The sequence below is a fragment of the Novosphingobium sp. YAF33 genome (assembly GCF_052113265.1).
Classification (GTDB): Bacteria; Pseudomonadota; Alphaproteobacteria; order Sphingomonadales; family Sphingomonadaceae; genus Novosphingobium.
The window spans coordinates 142,614-159,389 of sequence record NZ_JBFRCW010000010.1 but is presented as its reverse complement, the minus strand read 5'-3'; the positions used below and the strand labels follow the sequence as shown (position 1 = coordinate 159,389).

At 60.3% G+C, this 16,776-nt stretch carries 12 protein-coding genes and 1 pseudogene; 11 read left to right on the top strand and 2 right to left on the bottom strand.

From position 1 onward, the window contains the following. Positions 1-413, top strand: a pseudogene (locus AB4Z00_RS20280) (hypothetical protein); the annotation flags it as partial. Between the two features lie 255 nt (positions 414-668). Here the strand turns inward: AB4Z00_RS20280 and AB4Z00_RS20275 are convergent. Both AB4Z00_RS20275 and AB4Z00_RS20270 read right to left on the bottom strand, forming a co-directional pair. Further along, entirely contained in the window at positions 669-1,643 is a 975-nt protein-coding gene (locus tag AB4Z00_RS20275) for a hypothetical protein (protein WP_442047008.1), read from the bottom strand. A 188-nt stretch (positions 1,644-1,831) separates the two neighbouring features. Next, positions 1,832-3,229, bottom strand: coding sequence for a helix-turn-helix domain-containing protein (locus AB4Z00_RS20270; protein WP_442047007.1), 1,398 nt, complete (start codon positions 3,227-3,229; stop codon positions 1,832-1,834). Positions 3,230-3,340: 111 nt separating this feature from the next. Between AB4Z00_RS20270 and AB4Z00_RS20265 the strand changes: the two genes are divergently transcribed. The 10 genes from AB4Z00_RS20265 to AB4Z00_RS20220 all read left to right on the top strand — a co-directional run bounded on the left by AB4Z00_RS20265 (position 3,341) and on the right by AB4Z00_RS20220 (position 16,775). Then, positions 3,341-4,867 carry an acyl-CoA carboxylase subunit beta gene (locus AB4Z00_RS20265; RefSeq protein WP_442047006.1) on the top strand — a complete coding sequence of 509 codons (1,527 nt, stop codon included), beginning with the start codon at positions 3,341-3,343 and terminating at the stop codon, positions 4,865-4,867. A 102-nt stretch (positions 4,868-4,969) separates the two neighbouring features. After that, on the top strand, positions 4,970-6,151 hold the full coding sequence (gene bktB, locus AB4Z00_RS20260; RefSeq protein WP_442047005.1) for a beta-ketothiolase BktB: 1,182 nt from the start codon (positions 4,970-4,972) through the stop codon (positions 6,149-6,151). Further along, positions 6,148-6,585 carry a methylmalonyl-CoA epimerase gene (gene mce / locus AB4Z00_RS20255; RefSeq protein WP_132385595.1) on the top strand — a complete coding sequence of 146 codons (438 nt, stop codon included), beginning with the start codon at positions 6,148-6,150 and terminating at the stop codon, positions 6,583-6,585. Before bktB ends, mce begins: the two co-directional genes overlap by 4 nt. Before the next feature lie 137 nt (positions 6,586-6,722). Beyond that, entirely contained in the window at positions 6,723-8,879 is a 2,157-nt protein-coding gene (scpA, locus tag AB4Z00_RS20250) for a methylmalonyl-CoA mutase (protein ID WP_442047004.1), read from the top strand. Positions 8,880-8,955: 76 nt separating this feature from the next. Beyond that, positions 8,956-10,980: an ATP-binding protein gene (locus AB4Z00_RS20245; protein ID WP_442047003.1), complete on the top strand. Its 2,025-nt coding sequence runs from the start codon at positions 8,956-8,958 to the stop codon at positions 10,978-10,980. A 5-nt stretch (positions 10,981-10,985) separates the two neighbouring features. Beyond that, positions 10,986-11,732, top strand: coding sequence for an electron transfer flavoprotein subunit beta/FixA family protein (locus tag AB4Z00_RS20240; protein WP_442047002.1), 747 nt, complete (start codon positions 10,986-10,988; stop codon positions 11,730-11,732). Next, positions 11,732-12,661, top strand: coding sequence for an electron transfer flavoprotein subunit alpha/FixB family protein (locus tag AB4Z00_RS20235; protein WP_442047001.1), 930 nt, complete (start codon positions 11,732-11,734; stop codon positions 12,659-12,661). Before AB4Z00_RS20240 ends, AB4Z00_RS20235 begins: the two co-directional genes overlap by 1 nt. Before the next feature lie 230 nt (positions 12,662-12,891). Further along, positions 12,892-13,800 (top strand): helix-turn-helix domain-containing protein, encoded by a 909-nt coding sequence (locus AB4Z00_RS20230; protein WP_442047000.1) that lies wholly within the window; start codon positions 12,892-12,894, stop codon positions 13,798-13,800. A 93-nt stretch (positions 13,801-13,893) separates the two neighbouring features. Continuing rightward, a complete protein-coding gene (locus tag AB4Z00_RS20225) occupies positions 13,894-15,309 on the top strand; it encodes a hypothetical protein (RefSeq protein ID WP_442046999.1) in 1,416 nt (471 codons plus the stop codon). 8 nt (positions 15,310-15,317) lie between these two features. Continuing rightward, the gene (locus AB4Z00_RS20220; protein WP_442046998.1) at positions 15,318-16,775 is read left to right on the top strand and encodes an acyl-CoA reductase; all 1,458 of its coding nucleotides are present in this window, start codon (positions 15,318-15,320) and stop codon (positions 16,773-16,775) included. Position 16,776: the final 1 nt, after the last annotated feature.

Below are 16,776 nucleotides of genomic sequence, written 5' to 3'. Positions count from 1 at the left end.
GCTCCCATACAACTGGGTCAATACAAACGCCGGGCAAACCATGTTCGAAATTAGCAACATCGTCACCGCTGCTTGATCACCGAAAAGACATCGGCAAACCTGACGGGGTGGCTCCACCGCCACGTGGGAGATTTTTACCGCTTACGACCTGGGCCAACGAGAAGGAGATCTACAATTCCGACTGGATCGAGATGGCGCTCGCGCATTCGGAAGACGACGACATTCGCGGTGCCTACAACAGTGCGCTCTATCTGACGCCGCGTCGCCGCATGCTCCAGGACTGGGCGGATACCATAGGGCGCAGTGGAGATGCGGCGATCGAGAAGCGGGCGTCTGCTTATGACAAGGTCGAAACGGACGCCGCTGCAGAACCAGAGGAAGGAAACGTCATCCGATTTCCTTCAAAGCTATAAACACCTTTAGAGTAGAGACTGTCCATCACAGCAACGGGCTCCATCTCGATCGCTTAAACTTCGCCACCGATCCCCGGAAGCCGCCATCACATTGGTGCAGAGTGCAATGACTGCGTCGGTGGTCGATCCGGCACCTTGAAATGGGATTCGATTGTGTCCAGCCGCAGATTCTTGCGCATCGTCTTGCGTGAGAGCCCGGGCCATGATCTCACTGGGCGAACCCATGCAGCTTCGATGGCGTTGTGTTTTGCGGACTCAGTCCTTCTTTACGAAAGGCGCAATAGCAGTCAGGAGTTTCCCGAGGGTCTCGGCCGAGCGTTCGAGTTCTGCTTTTTGCTCAGTATTGGGGGCGCTATTTCGATCAATCTCTGCGAGACCACAAACAAGCTTCGAGTACGAAGTCTGATCCGGTAGTTCAGATCCGATAACCACGGCAGCGATCCTGGCTTCTGCCGAAGTCAGTTCATTATGATAGTATTTGATCTCGGTAAGGCTGTATTTGTAGAGTCCGAGGAAGAAAAATGCAAAAATCTCAATCGAAAGGACGAGCGAGATGCGTGGTGCAAAACTGTATAGAAACTGAGATATCGTGACGTTGGCGTAGTTAGCCGTAAATACAAACACGCCTAGGGTCGTAATTCCAATAATGGTGGCCACAATGCCAATCGAGAGGTTGAGATTGCCTCTAAATTCAAGCGCCTCGATCTCTCTGCGCATTCTGTTGACCGATTGTTCCATTAAATCGGTGTATCGCTTGGCGCGATCATCGGCCAGAACGCGCTGGCTTATCCGGGCCAACAGTTCGGTATGTGCCAGATCATCGATCTGATTCTCAATCGCCTCTCGAACCTTATCCTTGTCGACCTTGCGAAGATCGTTGCCGAGACGTGCAGCGAGACGTTGAAAAGAAATCATTTTCTTTGTGTCGCCGCCAAACGGCAGGATGCTATCCGGGAAAGCCGAAGATCGTCTTCTTGTTTTGTTCAGATAAGTCAGCGTGGCCATAAACAGCGTGGCGGATGCGGCGGCGAACAGTGCAAGTAATTTGGCATCATGGGTTTGGGTAAAATTTTCAAAATCCGATTTGTTCAGGCTGGACGTGGAACCAATCAGTGCAATCAAAGCCGCGGATAGACCCATCGTTGCGGGTACTACCGACATCACTAGGTGTTTCAGTTCTTTGAGATAGTGTTTCTTCAAGAGCTTCAGTTCGACCTTACCCGCAGACACCTTCTATCCCCCTATGATTAAGGGGGGGTAATGCAAAGAATGGACGGAATGTTCAAGGCGATATCGAAGGCGCAATTCGACCGAGCGACGTCGCCCTAACGTTAATAATTTGAGAGATTAAGTGCAAAACGAGGTCGAGTTCGCACGGTGGATTGTGCTGTGAACGGTCTAATCGATCTATTTATCTATTAATCGATTGAGTATGGGACTACTTCCCGCCGAAAGCTATCGATGGAGATGTCTTTTCCGTTAGGAGGAAATGCTCTCTGGTCGCAATTATGCCGGCTACAAGTTCGGCATGAAGCTCCGATAGGTGTGGCGGGGTGGCTCAGGTTTATTTCGTCCGCGTAAACGAACTCTGCAGCGAAGTCGACTTCACACCCTAATGCAACGGCGTAGCGACGAGGGCGCTCCGCGTAGCTGCCGGTCGGCTTCACAAGACCTTTCGCCATGGAAACGTAGCGGACGCCATCTGGCATCTCCGCGAGCTGAATATGAATTCTATCAGGCACCGCGGCAGCCTCATGGACTACCCAAAGGGGGCAAGCGCCGCCGAAACGCGCAAATCGAAGGCGCGTAGCCGAGTGCCGTTTTGTGATGTTGCCGGCCAGGTCGACGCGGCAGAAATAAACTGGCGTGCCGCGTGCGTTTGGGCGCTGGAGTGTGGAAAGCCGGTGACAAACTTGCTCGAAGGTCACATTGAAAAGGTGTCGGAGCCTATCAACGTCATGCCGCATGTCGCGCGCCATCGAACGAAATTGCTCGTATGGCATCAGGATCGAACCCGCCATGTAATTGGTTAGGCCAATAGATAGAAGATTCCGAGCGGTTTTGGAGCGGACGTCTGCGTTACTTGAAATCGTCGCGATGTCTTCGTTGAAGTGCGTGCTGCTGATGTGCCAAGCTAGGTGGAACCTAAGACTGTCGTTCGCTTTTGCCGTATTTATCGTGAGTGTACTTTGTTGTTCGTCGAATAATCGAACAGGCCCTTTGTCTGAAAAAATCAGCGAGATATTTTTATCATTGAGCCACGATACCAAGTTTTGGGTTGATGGTGACAGAGTGTCTTTTGCCAATTCTTGAGAGAAAGCCTCTGCTAGGCGATCTAAATCATCGACATAATTGTTGATGTTGTGAAACCAGTCGCGGACCTCCTCCCATGGTAGCCTGCCTCCAGCCAGATTGTCTGCGCCCAGAGCCTCGTCGAGCATCTCGAGGCGCTGGGAATTGTCTCGATTCACGCGTGCAAGCTGGATGAATGACTCTGCAAAGCTTGGGAATTGTTCCACGATCTTGCGAACTTGTGCGGAGGATTGCGGATCCCGTGAGTGCGTGTCCGACATTGCGTCCTCGAAGGCGCGAAGAAGTTCGGCGCTTTGATCGACGGGGACGTCCTGCCACTCCACCGGAAAATTGCTCCGCAGGCGGTCGAAGATTGCGGGGGTCAGCGGGCGATCGTCGCTTTCGAGCTGCGACAGATATGATRCGCTGATGCCAATAGCTTTGGCTAGATCGGCTTGTTTCATCCCGCGAGCAGCACGCAGGCTCCTCAGCGTGGTTCCTGCGAAGGTGCGGCGCAATGTCATTCTGCGTGTGTAGTTTGCAAACCTCTAGTTTGCAAATTTGCAGATTTGCATTGGACAGCGATCCATTGGCCGCGCAGTTAGGCCGGAATCGGGTTTGTATGGATAGTGGATATGTCAGCCAATATCGCCGAAATGGAGAAGCGCCGCGCCGCAGCAAAGCTGGGTGGTGGTGAGAAGCGCATTGCCGCGCAGCACGCCAAGGGCAAGCTGACCGCGCGCGAACGCCTCGATATCCTGCTGGACGAAGACAGCTTCGAGGAATTCGACCTTTACGTCGAGCATGATTGCACCGATTTCGGCATGGAAAGCCAGAAGATCCCCGGCGACGGCGTCGTCACCGGCTCGGGCACCATCAACGGCCGTCTGGTCTTCGTGTTCAGCCAGGACTTCACCGTGTTCGGCGGCTCGCTCTCGCACCGTCATGCGCAGAAGATCTGCAAGCTGATGGACAACGCGATGAAGGTCGGCGCGCCGGTGATCGGCCTCAACGATTCCGGCGGCGCGCGCATTCAGGAAGGCGTGGCTTCGCTCGGCGGCTATGCCGAAGTGTTCCAGCGCAACGTGCTTGCCTCGGGCGTGGTGCCGCAGCTTTCGCTGATCATGGGCCCCTGCGCGGGCGGTGCGGTCTATTCGCCGGCGATGACGGACTTCATCTTCATGGTGAAGGACAGCTCCTACATGTTCGTCACCGGGCCCGACGTGGTGAAGACCGTGACCAACGAGGTCGTCACGCAAGAGGAACTGGGCGGTGCGATCACGCACTCCAGCAAGACCTCCGTGTCCGACCTCGCGCTGGAGAACGATATCGAGGCGCTGCTGGCAGCGCGCGATTTCTTCGACTTCCTGCCGCTCAACAACCGCGAGGAAGTGCCCGAGCGTCCTTGCGCCGATCCGTGGGACCGTGCCGAGGAAAGCCTCGACACCGTGATCCCGCCTTCGGCCAACCAGCCTTATGACATGCATGAGGTGATCCGGAAGACGCTCGACGAGGGTGACTTCTTCGAGGTCCAGCCGCTGCATGCCGGCAATATCATCGTCGGTTTCGGCCGCATCGAGGGCAAGACCGTGGGTGTCGTCGCCAACCAGCCGATGGTGCTGGCGGGCGTGCTGGACATCAACTCGTCCAAGAAGGCCGCGCGTTTCGTGCGCTTCTGCGATGCCTTCAACATCCCGATCATCACGTTCGTGGACGTTCCGGGCTTCCTGCCGGGCACCGATCAGGAGCACAACGGCATCATCAAGCACGGCGCCAAGCTGCTGTTCGCCTATGCCGAGGCGACCGTGCCGAAGATCACCGTGATCACCCGCAAGGCCTATGGCGGCGCTTATGACGTCATGGCGTCCAAGCACCTCCGCGGCGATCTGAACTATGCCTGGCCTACCGCCGAAATCGCGGTGATGGGCGCCAAGGGCGCGGTGGAGATCATCTTCCGCGGCCTCTCGCCCGAAGGCATTGCCGAGAAGACCAAGGAATACGAAGACCGCTTCGCCAATCCCTTCGTGGCGGCGAGCCGGGGCTATATCGACGAGGTGATCTACCCGCACTCGACCCGCAAGCGCATCGCGCTTGGACTGCGCAAGCTGCGGACCAAGAGCCTCGAAAACCCCTGGAAGAAGCACGACAACATTCCGCTTTGATAGCGTCACGGATCGCGGCGTATCGCCTTTGGGCGAGCACCGCGATCCACCCCAGCCGCGAAAGACGGCACGCATCGAAAAACCAGATTGGGAAGTCAGGTCATGGAAGACATCTACATCGTCAGCGGCGTACGCACGGCAGTTGGTGATTTCGGCGGCTCGCTGAAGTCGTTCATGCCCTCCGATCTGGGCGGCAAGGTCGTGACCGAGGCGCTGGCCCGCGCGGGCGTTTCGCCTGAGGACGTCGGCCACATCGTCATCGGCCAGGTCATGCCGACCAGCGCCAAGGACGAGATGCTCAGCCGCGTTATCGGCCTTAACGCGGGCGTACCGTTCGAAGTGCCTTCGATGACGCTGAACCGCCTCTGCGGATCGGGCGTGCAGGCGATCGTTTCGGCAGCGCAGATGATGAAGCTGGGCGAGGCGGGGATCACCGTTGCGGGCGGCGCGGAATCGATGTCGAACGTGCCCTATCACGACCACGGCGTGCGCTGGGGCAAGAAGATGGGCGCCAACACGCAGGAAGACGCGCTGACCGTCGGCCTGTCGGACGCCATCGGCGGCTACCACATGGGCATCACCGCCGAAAACGTGGCGGAGCGCCACTGCATCTCGCGTGAGGATATGGACACGGTCGCCGCGACCAGCCACCAGCGCGCCGCCAAGGCTATCGCGGAAGGCCGCTTCAAGGAGCAGATCCTCCCCGTCGAAGTGAAGACCCGCAAGGGCGTCACCGTCTTCGATACCGACGAACATGTCCGCGCGGACACCACCGTCGAGACGCTCGGCGCGATGCGTCCGGCGTTCAAGAAGGACGGCACGGTCACGGCGGGCAATGCCTCGGGCATCAACGACGGCGCTGCCGCCGTGGTGCTGGCGACGGCTTCGGAAGTCGAGAAGCGCGGGTTGAAGCCGATGGCGAAGATCGTCGCCTGGGGCCATGCCGGTGTCGAGCCTGCCTACATGGGCGAAGGCCCGATCAAGGCTGTACCGGTGGCTCTGAAGCGCGCCGGGCTCTCGCTCGACCAGATCGACGTGATCGAGAGCAACGAGGCTTTCGCCGCGCAGGCTGCCGCCGTTTCCAAGGTGCTCGGCTTCGATCCTGAGAAGGTGAACCCCAACGGTTCGGGCGTCTCCATCGGCCACCCGGTCGGCGCGACAGGCACGATGCTCGCCATCAAGTGCATGTACGAGCTGAAGCGCACGGGCGGGAAGTACGGCCTTGTTACCATGTGCATCGGCGGCGGCCAGGGCATCGCCCTCGTGCTGGAGAATGTGGCGTGAAGCTGGGTCGTCTCAACCACATCGGCGTCGCCACGCCTGATCTCGACGCCTCGATCGCGTTCTATCGTGACGTGATGGGCGCCACCGACATTACCGAGCCGTTCGTGCTCGAAAGCCAGCAAGTGCGCGTCTGCTTCGTCAACACACCGGGTGAAGATGGCACTGCCGGTACGCAGATCGAACTGCTCCAGCCCACCACGCCGGACTCGGCCGTGGGCAAGTGGCTGGAGAAGAACCCGCTCGGGGGCCAGCACCACATCTGCTACGAAGTGCCGGACATTCACGCGGCCAAGGCGTGGTTCGAAGGCCTTGGCAAGCGCGTGCTGGGTGAGCCGCGCATGGGCGCGCACGGGACGCTGATCTTCTTCGTCCACCCCAAGGACATGGGCGGTCAGCTCACCGAGATCATGGAAACGCCCAAAGAGGCGCATTGAATAGAAGCCGTCGCCCAAGCTCCACCGTCATCCTGAACTCTTTTCAGGATCCATTTCGCCTCCGGGCGACGACGGTGAGAGGGCGAGGAATGGATCCTGAAACGAGTTCAGGATGACGAAGCTGCAAGGGTAGTGCGATGACCGAGGGACCGAACATCAACGACTGGAAGGCAGCCGCCGACAAGGAGGTCAAGGGCAAGGACCTGACCTGGAACACGCCCGAGGGTATTGCGGTAAAGCCGCTCTACACCGCAGAGGACGTGACCGTCGATCCCGGCCTTCCCGGCTTCGCGCCGTTCACGCGCGGCGTGCGTGCCTCGATGTATGCCGGCCGTCCCTGGACCATCCGCCAGTACGCGGGCTTCTCCACTGCCGAGGAATCGAACGCCTTCTATCGCCGCAATCTTGCAGCGGGTCAGAAGGGCCTTTCGGTCGCCTTCGACCTTGCCACCCATCGCGGTTACGACAGCGACCATCCACGCGTCGTGGGTGATGTGGGCAAGGCCGGCGTCGCCATCGATTCGGTCGAGGATATGAAGATCCTGTTCGACGGTATTCCGCTCGACAAGATGTCGGTTTCGATGACGATGAACGGCGCGGTGATCCCGATCCTGGCCTTCTTCATCGTTGCCGGCGAAGAGCAGGGCGTAGACCGCAAGCTGCTCGACGGGACCATCCAGAACGACATCCTCAAGGAGTTCATGGTCCGCAACACCTACATCTACCCGCCAGAGCCTTCGATGCGGATCATCTCGGACATTTTCGGCTACACCAGCCGCGAGATGCCGAAGTTCAACTCGATCTCGATTTCCGGCTACCACATGCAGGAAGCCGGCGCGACGCAGGTGCAGGAACTGGCCTTCACCATCGCCGACGGCGCGGAATACGTGAAGTACGGCGTGGCCTCTGGCCTCGATATCGACAAGTTCGCGGGTCGCCTCTCGTTCTTCTTCGCCATCGGCATGAACTTCTTCATGGAAGTGGCCAAGCTGCGCGCCGCGCGCGTGCTGTGGCACCGGGTGATGACCGATCTGGGCGCCAAGGACGAGCGTTCGAAGATGCTGCGCACGCACTGCCAGACTTCGGGCGTGAGCTTGCAGGAGCAGGACCCCTACAACAACGTCATCCGTACCACGATCGAGGCGATGGCCTCGATGCTGGGCGGCACCCAGTCGCTGCACACCAACGCGCTGGACGAAGCGATCGCGCTGCCGACCGACTTCTCGGCCCGCATCGCCCGCAACACGCAGATCATCATCCAGGAAGAGACCGGCATGTGCAATGTCGTCGATCCGCTGGGTGGGTCCTACTACATTGAATCGCTGACGCAGCAGCTGGTCGACCAGGCCTGGGAGATCATCGATCGCGTTCAGGCCGAAGGCGGCATGGCCAAGGCCGTCGCTGCCGGTTGGCCCAAGGCGATGATCGAGACCGCTGCCGCCGCCCGTCAGGCGCGTGTGGACCGGGGCGACGACGTGATCGTCGGCGTCAACAAGTACCGCCTTGCCAGCGAAGACCTGCTGGAAACGCTGGAAGTGGACAACGCCAAGGTCCGCGAAGGCCAGATCGCCCGCATCAACAAGATGAAGGCGGAGCGTGACGAGGCTGCTTGCCAGGCCGCGCTCAAGGCCCTGCGCGACGGTGCCGCCGCGCCCGCCAGCATCGAGAACAACCTGCTCGCACTTGCCGTCGAATGCGCCCGCGCCCGCGCTACGCTGGGCGAGATCAGCTCGGCCATGGAAGACAGCTTCCAGCGCTATGGCACTCAGCCGACCCCGGTGAAGGGCGTCTATGCCGCGCCTTACGAGGGCGACAGCCGCTGGCAGCAGGTGCTGGACGGCGTGCAGGCGGTGGAGCGCCGTCTCGGCCGCAAGCCGAAGGTTCTGGTCGCCAAGATGGGTCAGGACGGCCACGATCGCGGCGCCAATGTGATCGCTTCCGCCTTCGGAGACATGGGCTTCGACGTAGTGTCCGGCCCGCTGTTCCAGACTCCGGAAGAAACCGTGGTGCTGGCGCTGGAGAGCGCGGTCGACGTGGTCGGCGCGTCCAGCCTTGCGGCAGGTCACAAGACGCTGATCCCCGAACTGATCCAGAAACTGCGCGAAGCCGGTCGCAGCGACATCAAGGTGATCGCCGGCGGCGTCATCCCGCCGCAGGACTATGAGTTCCTGCGCAACGCGGGCGTTCAGGGCATCTACGGCCCCGGTACGAACGTGGTTGAGAGTGCTGCCGACGTACTGCGCCTGCTTGGCCACAACATGCCGCCGCTCGGTTCTTCGCTGGAAGTAGCATGAACGATCCAACAGCAGGAGAGTTTGCAGAAAATCTCCGCAAACCATTCGGTACGAATACCTGGAAAACGGATATCTGATGTTCAAGAAAATCCTCATCGCAAACCGGGGCGAGATTGCCTGCCGCGTGATCAAGACCGCGCGCCGCATGGGCATTCAGACGGTGGCCGTCTATTCGGACGCCGATGCCCGCGCACCGTTCGTGCAGATGGCCGATGAGGCCGTCCACATCGGCCCCGCGCCTGCCGCGCAGTCGTACCTGATTGCCGATAAGATCATCCAGGCCTGCAAGCAGACCGGCGCCGAAGCCGTCCATCCGGGCTATGGCTTCCTGTCCGAGCGTACCTCCTTCGCAGAGGCGCTGGCCGCAGAAGGCATCGAGTTCATCGGCCCTCCCGTTGGCGCTATCGCCGCGATGGGTGACAAGATCGAGTCCAAGAAGCTTGCCAAGCAGGCCGGCGTCAATGTCGTGCCCGGCTTCGTCGGCGAGATCGAGGACACCGAGCACGCCGTGCGCATCTCGAACGAGATCGGCTATCCGGTGATGATGAAGGCTTCGGCCGGCGGCGGCGGCAAGGGCATGCGCCTTGCCTACGACGAAAAGGACGTGCGCGAGGGCTTCGAGAGCGTGAAGCGCGAGGGCCTGAACTCCTTCGGCGACGACCGCGTCTTCATCGAGAAGTTCATCCTCAACCCGCGCCATATCGAGATCCAGATCCTGGGCGATAAGCACGGCAACATCCTCTACCTGAACGAGCGCGAATGCTCGATCCAGCGTCGCCACCAGAAGGTGGTGGAGGAAGCGCCGTCGCCCTTCGTCACCGAAAAGATGCGCAAGGCCATGGGTGAGCAGTGCGTCGCCCTGTCGCGTGCAGTGGGCTACTATTCGGCCGGTACGGTGGAACTGATCGTCTCCGGCGCCGACCCGACGGGCGAGAGCTTCTACTTCCTCGAAATGAACACCCGCCTCCAGGTCGAACACCCGGTCACCGAAGCGATCACCGGTGTCGATCTGGTCGAGCAGATGATCCGCGTCGCCGCAGGCGAGAAGCTGGAGATGACGCAGGCCGACGTCAAGATCGACGGCTGGGCCATCGAAAACCGCGTCTATGCCGAAGATCCCTATCGCGGCTTCCTGCCCTCGACCGGCCGCCTCGTGCGCTATCAGCCGCCGGTTGACGGCTGGGACGACGACGGCTCCGCAAACGGCCGCCGCGGTATCGACGGCGTGCGTGTCGATGACGGCGTCTACGAAGGCGGCGAAGTCTCCATGTTCTACGACCCGATGATCGCCAAGCTGATCACCTGGGGCGAGACCCGCGACGAGGCGGCCGACAAGCAGGTTGCCGCGCTCGACCTGTTCGAGATCGAGGGCCTTGGCCACAACATCGATTTCGTCTCGGCCATCATGCAGCACCCGCGCTTCCGCTCGGGCGAGCTGACCACGGGCTTCATCGCCGAGGAATATCCCGAAGGCTTCACCGGCGCGCCTGCGTCGGAAGAACTGAAGGGCAAGCTGGCCGCCGTTGCGGCCTTCGTCGCCACCGCGCGGGCCGACCGTGCGCGCCGGGTTGACGGGCAGCTCGCCTCGCGCCGTCTGGCGCCGCCGTCGGAATGGACCGTCATCATCGACAAGGCGCCTTTCGAAGTTGTCATCGACGATGAGGACGTGACCGTGAACGGTATCTCCGTCGACCTTGCGATGGAATACACGCCGGGCGACCGCCTGATCGACGCCGAGATCGACGGCGAGGCCATCGGCATCCGTGTCGCGCCCACGCGCACGGGTCTGAAGATGACCACGCGCGGGGCGATCCACGACGTGCAGATCCTGCCCAGCCGCGTGGCTTCGCTGATCAAGCACATGATCGAAAAGATCCCGCCGGATCTTTCGAAGTTCCTGATCTGCCCGATGCCGGGCCTGCTCGTCGCGCTCCATGTGGGCGAGGGTGACAAGGTCGAAGCCGGACAGCCGCTTGCCGTCGTCGAGGCCATGAAGATGGAGAACATCCTGCGCGCCGAGAAGTCGGGCGTGGTGAAGGCGGTCAACGCCAAGGCAGGCGAAAGCCTTGCAGTGGACGCGATCATTCTGGAAATGGAGTGAGTTCGATGAAGATCCTCGTCCCCGTTAAGCGGGTGATCGATTACAACGTGAAGCCGCGCGTAAAGGCGGACGGCACGGGCGTTGACCTGGCCAACGTCAAGATGAGCATGAATCCGTTCGACGAGATCGCGGTCGAAGAAGCTATCCGCATCAAGGAAGCGGGCAAGGCTGAAGAGATCGTGGCCGTCTCGGTCGGCCCGGCCAAGGCGCAGGATACGCTGCGCACCGCACTCGCCATGGGTGCAGATCGTGCGATCCTCATCGAGACCGACGCAGAGGTCGAGCCGCTGGCCGTCGCCAAGATCCTCAAGGCGATCGTCGCCGAAGAGAATCCGGGCCTCGTGATCCTCGGCAAGCAGGCGATCGACGACGATTCGAACCAGACCGGCCAGATGCTCGCTGCCCTCACCGGCCGCCCGCAGGGCACGTTTGCCAGCAAGGTCGAGATCGACGGTGATCACGTTGCCGTGACCCGCGAAGTCGATGGCGGTCTGGAGACCGTGAAGCTTTCGCTGCCCGCGATCGTCACCACCGACCTGCGCCTCAACGAGCCGCGCTACGCTTCGCTGCCGAACATCATGAAGGCGAAGAAGAAGCAGCTCGATGTGAAGACCGCCGCCGATTACGGCGTCGACATCGCTCCGCGCCTCAAGACCATCAAGGTCTCGGAGCCGCCGGTGCGTGTCGCTGGCGTCAAGGTTGCCGACGTCGATGCGCTGGTAGCCAAGCTCAAGGAACTGGGAGTCGCCTGATGAAGACGCTCGTTTGGGTCGAACACGACAACGCGTCGGTCAAGGACGCAACGCTCCACACCGTCACTGCCGCTGCCAAGCTCGGTGAAGTTCACCTGCTGGTCGCAGGCGCTGGCTGCCGTGCCGCTGCCGAGGCTGCCGCGAAGATCGCCGGCGTCGCCAAGGTCCACGTGGCCGACAACGCCGCCTACGAACATGCGCTGGCCGAAAACGTCGCGCCGCTGATCGTGGAACTGATGGGCCACCACGACGCGTTCCTGGCGCCCGCCACCACCACCGGCAAGAACGTCGCCCCGCGCGTTGCCGCGCTGCTCGACGTGATGCAGCTGTCGGACATCCTCTCGGTCGAGGGCGAGAAGACCTTCACCCGTCCGATCTACGCCGGTAACGCCATCGCCACCGTCGAATCGAGCGATATCAAGCTGGTGATCACCGTGCGCGGCACCGCCTTCGAGAAGGCCGCTGCCGAGGGTGGTTCGGCTGCCATCGAAGACGTCGCCGGTGCCGGTGATGCGGGCCTCTCCAGCTTCGTGGGTGCCGAACTCGCCAAGTCGGAACGTCCGGAACTGACCAGTGCCAAGGTGATCGTCTCGGGCGGCCGCGCGCTGAAGGATTCGGAGACGTTCGAGCAGGTCATCATGCCGCTCGCCGACAAGCTCGGCGCTGCCGTCGGCGCCTCGCGCGCTGCGGTGGACGCGGGCTATGTGCCGAACGACTACCAGGTCGGTCAGACCGGCAAGATCGTGGCTCCCGAAGTCTACATCGCGGTCGGCATCTCGGGCGCGATCCAGCACCTTGCGGGCATGAAGGACTCCAAGACCATCATCGCCATCAACAAGGATGAGGACGCGCCGATCTTCCAGGTCGCCGACGTCGGTCTGGTGGCGGATCTGTTCAGCGCCGTGCCGGAACTGACCAAGTCCGTTTGAAATGTTCGCCGTCGCTGTCAGGGCGCTCAGGCGCCCTATCCGAAGGAAGGTTGCGGTATATGGAGGTTCGCCGCAAGGTGACCAGGAATAGATTTACAGCGTTTCAAGGCCCCTTGCTTTGAAACGCGGGCGCCGGGCGGGTCGGAGGAGGGCCTGCTCGGCGCATGACATCGAAGACCGGATTGGTTCCATCGACGAGCGAAACAATTCGGCTGACGAGGAGGCCGAAAATGGGCATTGCGGATCGAGGCGATTTGCCGATGTGCGCACCTCACACGGCGTCTTATTTCCGCATTGAACGCGAAATCGAAATAAATGGCATTTTCGCGGACATCCGCCATTTCGGTTGGAATGAGGGCAGTCGCGCTCTGTACGAGCCGAATTCATACTACCTTGATTTTTCGCTCGGCCCGCGTTGCCCAAACTCGCGATTTTTCAGGACGGCCAACGAATTGGCCGATCCTCCGGGAGACGTCGTGTTTCTGCCAAAGGGCGGCGAATTTGCGACGTGGAGTGAGCCTGGCGAGCATAGCCTTCTTTGCCTGACGTTCGCCAACGAGCGCGCCGAAGAACTGTTCGAAGATGAACGGATTGCTGATCTGGCTCCTTGTCTCGATGTTCAGAGCGTGTCGATAAGGCAGGGCCTTGCCCGATTGGCCAATGAACTGCGGCATCCGGGATTCGGTCAGGCAATTCTGCTGGAGAGCATGGCGCTCCTCCTTGCCGTCGAGCTGTGCCGCCATTTCCAGAAATCGGGATCTCCAGGGGATGCCGGATCCGGACAAATGCCGATTTGGCGATTGCAGCGAGTGAGAGACAGGATCGAAGCGGACTTGGGCACCGACCTCTCGGTATCCTGCCTCGCCGCCGAAATTCGCACCAGTCCGAGACATCTCATCCGTACCTTTCGCGCGACCACGGGAGAGACGTTGACCGGCTACATCGCCAAGCGCCGTATCGCCCGGGCTCAGGAGCAACTTCGCGACGATGCGATGATGATCAAGGTTATCGCCGGTAATTGCGGTTTCCAGAGCCCGGCCGCTTTTTCGGCGGCTTTCCGGCGGGCTACCGGCCTGACGCCGCGCGAATATCGCGAGCGCTCAATCAGTTGCACACCGTCATTCGACATGACCTCCTGACAATAGTTTGGCGCGAACGGGGCACCGTTCTTCGTTGTCGTGAGCCTCCATGGAGAGCCAGAATTCGTCATCGAAACAGGACGGATTCGCATCATGACCACGTACCTCGACCGCCTCATCGAAGACCCGACAAGCTTTTATGATGCGCCCTATGATCTGGCCTTTACGCTTGAGCAGGAGGAAATTGACAGGTTCCATCTTGCGGGCGCGCGCAAGCGCTTCGCACAGCTCCGGCCGGGTCTTTCCGTTCTCGACCGGTTGGCCCGAGAACAGGGGATCGAGACGATCGAAACGATCGATGACCTGGCGCCGCTGTTATTCCCACACACCGTCTACAAGTCCTACCCGATAAGCTATCTTGAGCGAGGCCGCTTCGACAAGCTGACCAAGTGGCTTTCGGGCCTTACGACGAGCGATATCTCTCATGTCGATGCGTCGGGAATAGAGACTATCGATGACTGGATCGATCTGCTGGATGCCGCGACCGACCTGACCGTGCAGCATACTTCGGGCACCACCGGCAAACTAAGCTTCGTACCGCGCAGCAAGGCGCAGTGGCGAGAGACCATTATCCACTCCGCGATAATCATCCGCGATTGGTGGCCGGATCGCGGTCCGGACATCCTGAAGGACGGAATGCCGATCATCATCCCGGGCTATCGCTACGGGGCGGCTGCGACGCAGCGAGGGAATGGCATTCAAATCGAGCTTTATGCCAAGGGTGAGGAAAATGCCCTTTTTCTCTATCCAGAATCCCGCTTCAGCGCGGATATTGCTTCGCTCGGTGGGCGGCTGAGGGCCGCTGAGGCGAGGGGCGAGGCTGGTGCCCTCGCTATTTCTCCTGCGCTGGCGGAACGCCGGGAGGCTCTGCTCGACCTCGAACGCCGAAGACCGGAAGACCTCAAACATTTCTTTGCCGAGGCGCAGCGTCGTTTCGGCGGCAAGGATGTCTATGCCACGGCTATGTGGGCAATCCTTTACGATTGGGCGGAAGAGGGGCTGAAACGTGGTCTCACGAACGTTTTCGGTAAAGGCAGCGTGTTGCTGACCGGAGGGGGAAACAAGGGCAAGGAGCTTCCGGACAATTGGCGCGAGCGCGTGCTCGAATTCCTTGGATTCGACACGATCTACGAAATGTATGCTACCTCGGAATTGATGGGGCTGTGCATGATGTGCGAGCAAGGCCACTATCACATCCCGCCGATCCAAATCCCGTTTCTGCTCGATCCGGCCACGGGTAAGCCCCTGCCGCGCAAGGATGGCCAGACCGGACGATACGCTTCGTTTGACCTGATGCCCAATACCTATTGGGCGGGGCTTGTCACGGGCGACGAAATCACGCTCTCAGGCTGGCAGACGCCCTGTTCCTGCGGCCGTACTGGGGTGCACATCATCCCGCCGGTTCGCCGTTACAGCGAGAAGGAGGGCGGTGATGACCGCGTAGTCTGCGCCGGCGCTCCCGAAGCTCATGACAGGGCGCTGGAATTCCTTGCCGAACTATCGATGTGAGAAAGCTGATGAACGATGACTTCCGCGTTCCTCTCATTATCCGAGGGCAAATCATCGGTGATGGTGATGTTCTCTACGGTGGACGCCGGGGAGGCGTATCCTTTCGTGCCCCGGATTTGGCAAAATACGTAGCGGATTTGCCGCTACGCACGCCGTCGTCGATGGCTGATCTCTATTCGCTGCGGTTCGAAGAAATCCTCGATTTCCTGGTCGCGCTGGGTGAACGATTGGACATCGGACGGAATCGCCATCTTCAGCATGCATTTCGTCTGTCCTGCCTGACGTCTGGACTGTCCGAAAGCATCCTGCGCCGCCACTTCCAGCATATGGGCGCGACGTTTGATCGCGGGGAGATGCGACGAATGATGGAGCGTTCGTGCGGCGTCGATTATCTGGAGGGCTGGGTTGACCAAGGACCGAGCATTTTCCCTGGCCTTTCCGCGCGCACGCGCGCTTTCGGTGCACGAGCTGTCCATGTCATAGCCGGCAATGCACCTATCGTGTCGATATTGACGGTAATCCGCAACGCGTTGACGCGATCTGATGCGATCATAAAGTTGCCGTCGAACGATCCGCTGACGGCAGCGGCGATCGTCCGGACCATGGCCGAGATGGCGCCGGAGCATCCATTGTCCAGACACATATCCGTCGCCTATTGGAAAGGCGGCGATGAGCAGGTTGAACCGGTGATCTATGATCCGCGGGGCATCGAGAAAATCGTTGCCTGGGGCGGTTTCGATTCCGTGAAGCACATCACGCGCTACCTCCAGCCAGGCATCGATCTCATAACGCAGGACCCCAAGCTCTCCGGAACGATCATCGGAAGGGAAGCCTTTGCCGACGACGCAACCATGAAACAGGTGGCGCGTCGCCTCGCTCTGGATATTGGCGCACAGAACCAGGAGGGCTGCGTTTCGGCGCGCGTCATCTACGTCGAAAGCGGGACAGATGATGTCGGACTGCGCAACGCCAACCGCCTGGGCGAACTCACCTTCGAGGCTCTCCAGCGATTGCCCGATCATCTCAGTACGCCTCACAAGGCATTCGACACAGCACTCAAGTCGGAAATTGATGGCGTTCGCCTTAACGATGAAGAGTACCGGGTTTTCGGCGGGCGATCTAATGAAGGCGCGGTGATCGTCAGCCAGGATGACTACCCAGTTGATTTCTCTCGGACACTGGCATGCCGCGTGGGCAATATCGTCCCGGTCGATACCACGGATACTGCGATCAATTCCGTGAACGCCTACACTCAGACGATTGGGATTTTCCCGGAAAGTCTCAAAGAGGCGCTGCGCGATCGCTTGGCTTATCAGGGAGTTCAACGGATCGTGTCGTTGGGGGGCGCTGCGACCATGCAGCATAACATGGAGCGGCAGGATGCGATCGAGCCGGTCCGCCGGATGGTGAAGTGGGTGACCGAGGAACATGCACCGGGTGAACTTTTGGCCTCGTTGGCGGATTGAA

What these genes read in the sequence shown, in the direction of transcription:
- AB4Z00_RS20220 (WP_442046998.1), top strand. Translation starts at nt 15,318, where the DNA reads ATGAACGATGACTTCCGCGTTCCTCTCATTATCCGAGGGCAAATCATC.
- AB4Z00_RS20230 (WP_442047000.1), top strand. Translation starts at nt 12,892, where the DNA reads ATGGGCATTGCGGATCGAGGCGATTTGCCGATGTGCGCACCTCACACG.
- bktB (WP_442047005.1), top strand. Translation starts at nt 4,970, where the DNA reads ATGGAAGACATCTACATCGTCAGCGGCGTACGCACGGCAGTTGGTGAT.
- AB4Z00_RS20240 (WP_442047002.1), top strand. Translation starts at nt 10,986, where the DNA reads ATGAAGATCCTCGTCCCCGTTAAGCGGGTGATCGATTACAACGTGAAG.
- AB4Z00_RS20265 (WP_442047006.1), top strand. Translation starts at nt 3,341, where the DNA reads ATGTCAGCCAATATCGCCGAAATGGAGAAGCGCCGCGCCGCAGCAAAG.
- scpA (WP_442047004.1), top strand. Translation starts at nt 6,723, where the DNA reads ATGACCGAGGGACCGAACATCAACGACTGGAAGGCAGCCGCCGACAAG.
- AB4Z00_RS20235 (WP_442047001.1), top strand. Translation starts at nt 11,732, where the DNA reads ATGAAGACGCTCGTTTGGGTCGAACACGACAACGCGTCGGTCAAGGAC.
- AB4Z00_RS20245 (WP_442047003.1), top strand. Translation starts at nt 8,956, where the DNA reads ATGTTCAAGAAAATCCTCATCGCAAACCGGGGCGAGATTGCCTGCCGC.
- AB4Z00_RS20225 (WP_442046999.1), top strand. Translation starts at nt 13,894, where the DNA reads ATGACCACGTACCTCGACCGCCTCATCGAAGACCCGACAAGCTTTTAT.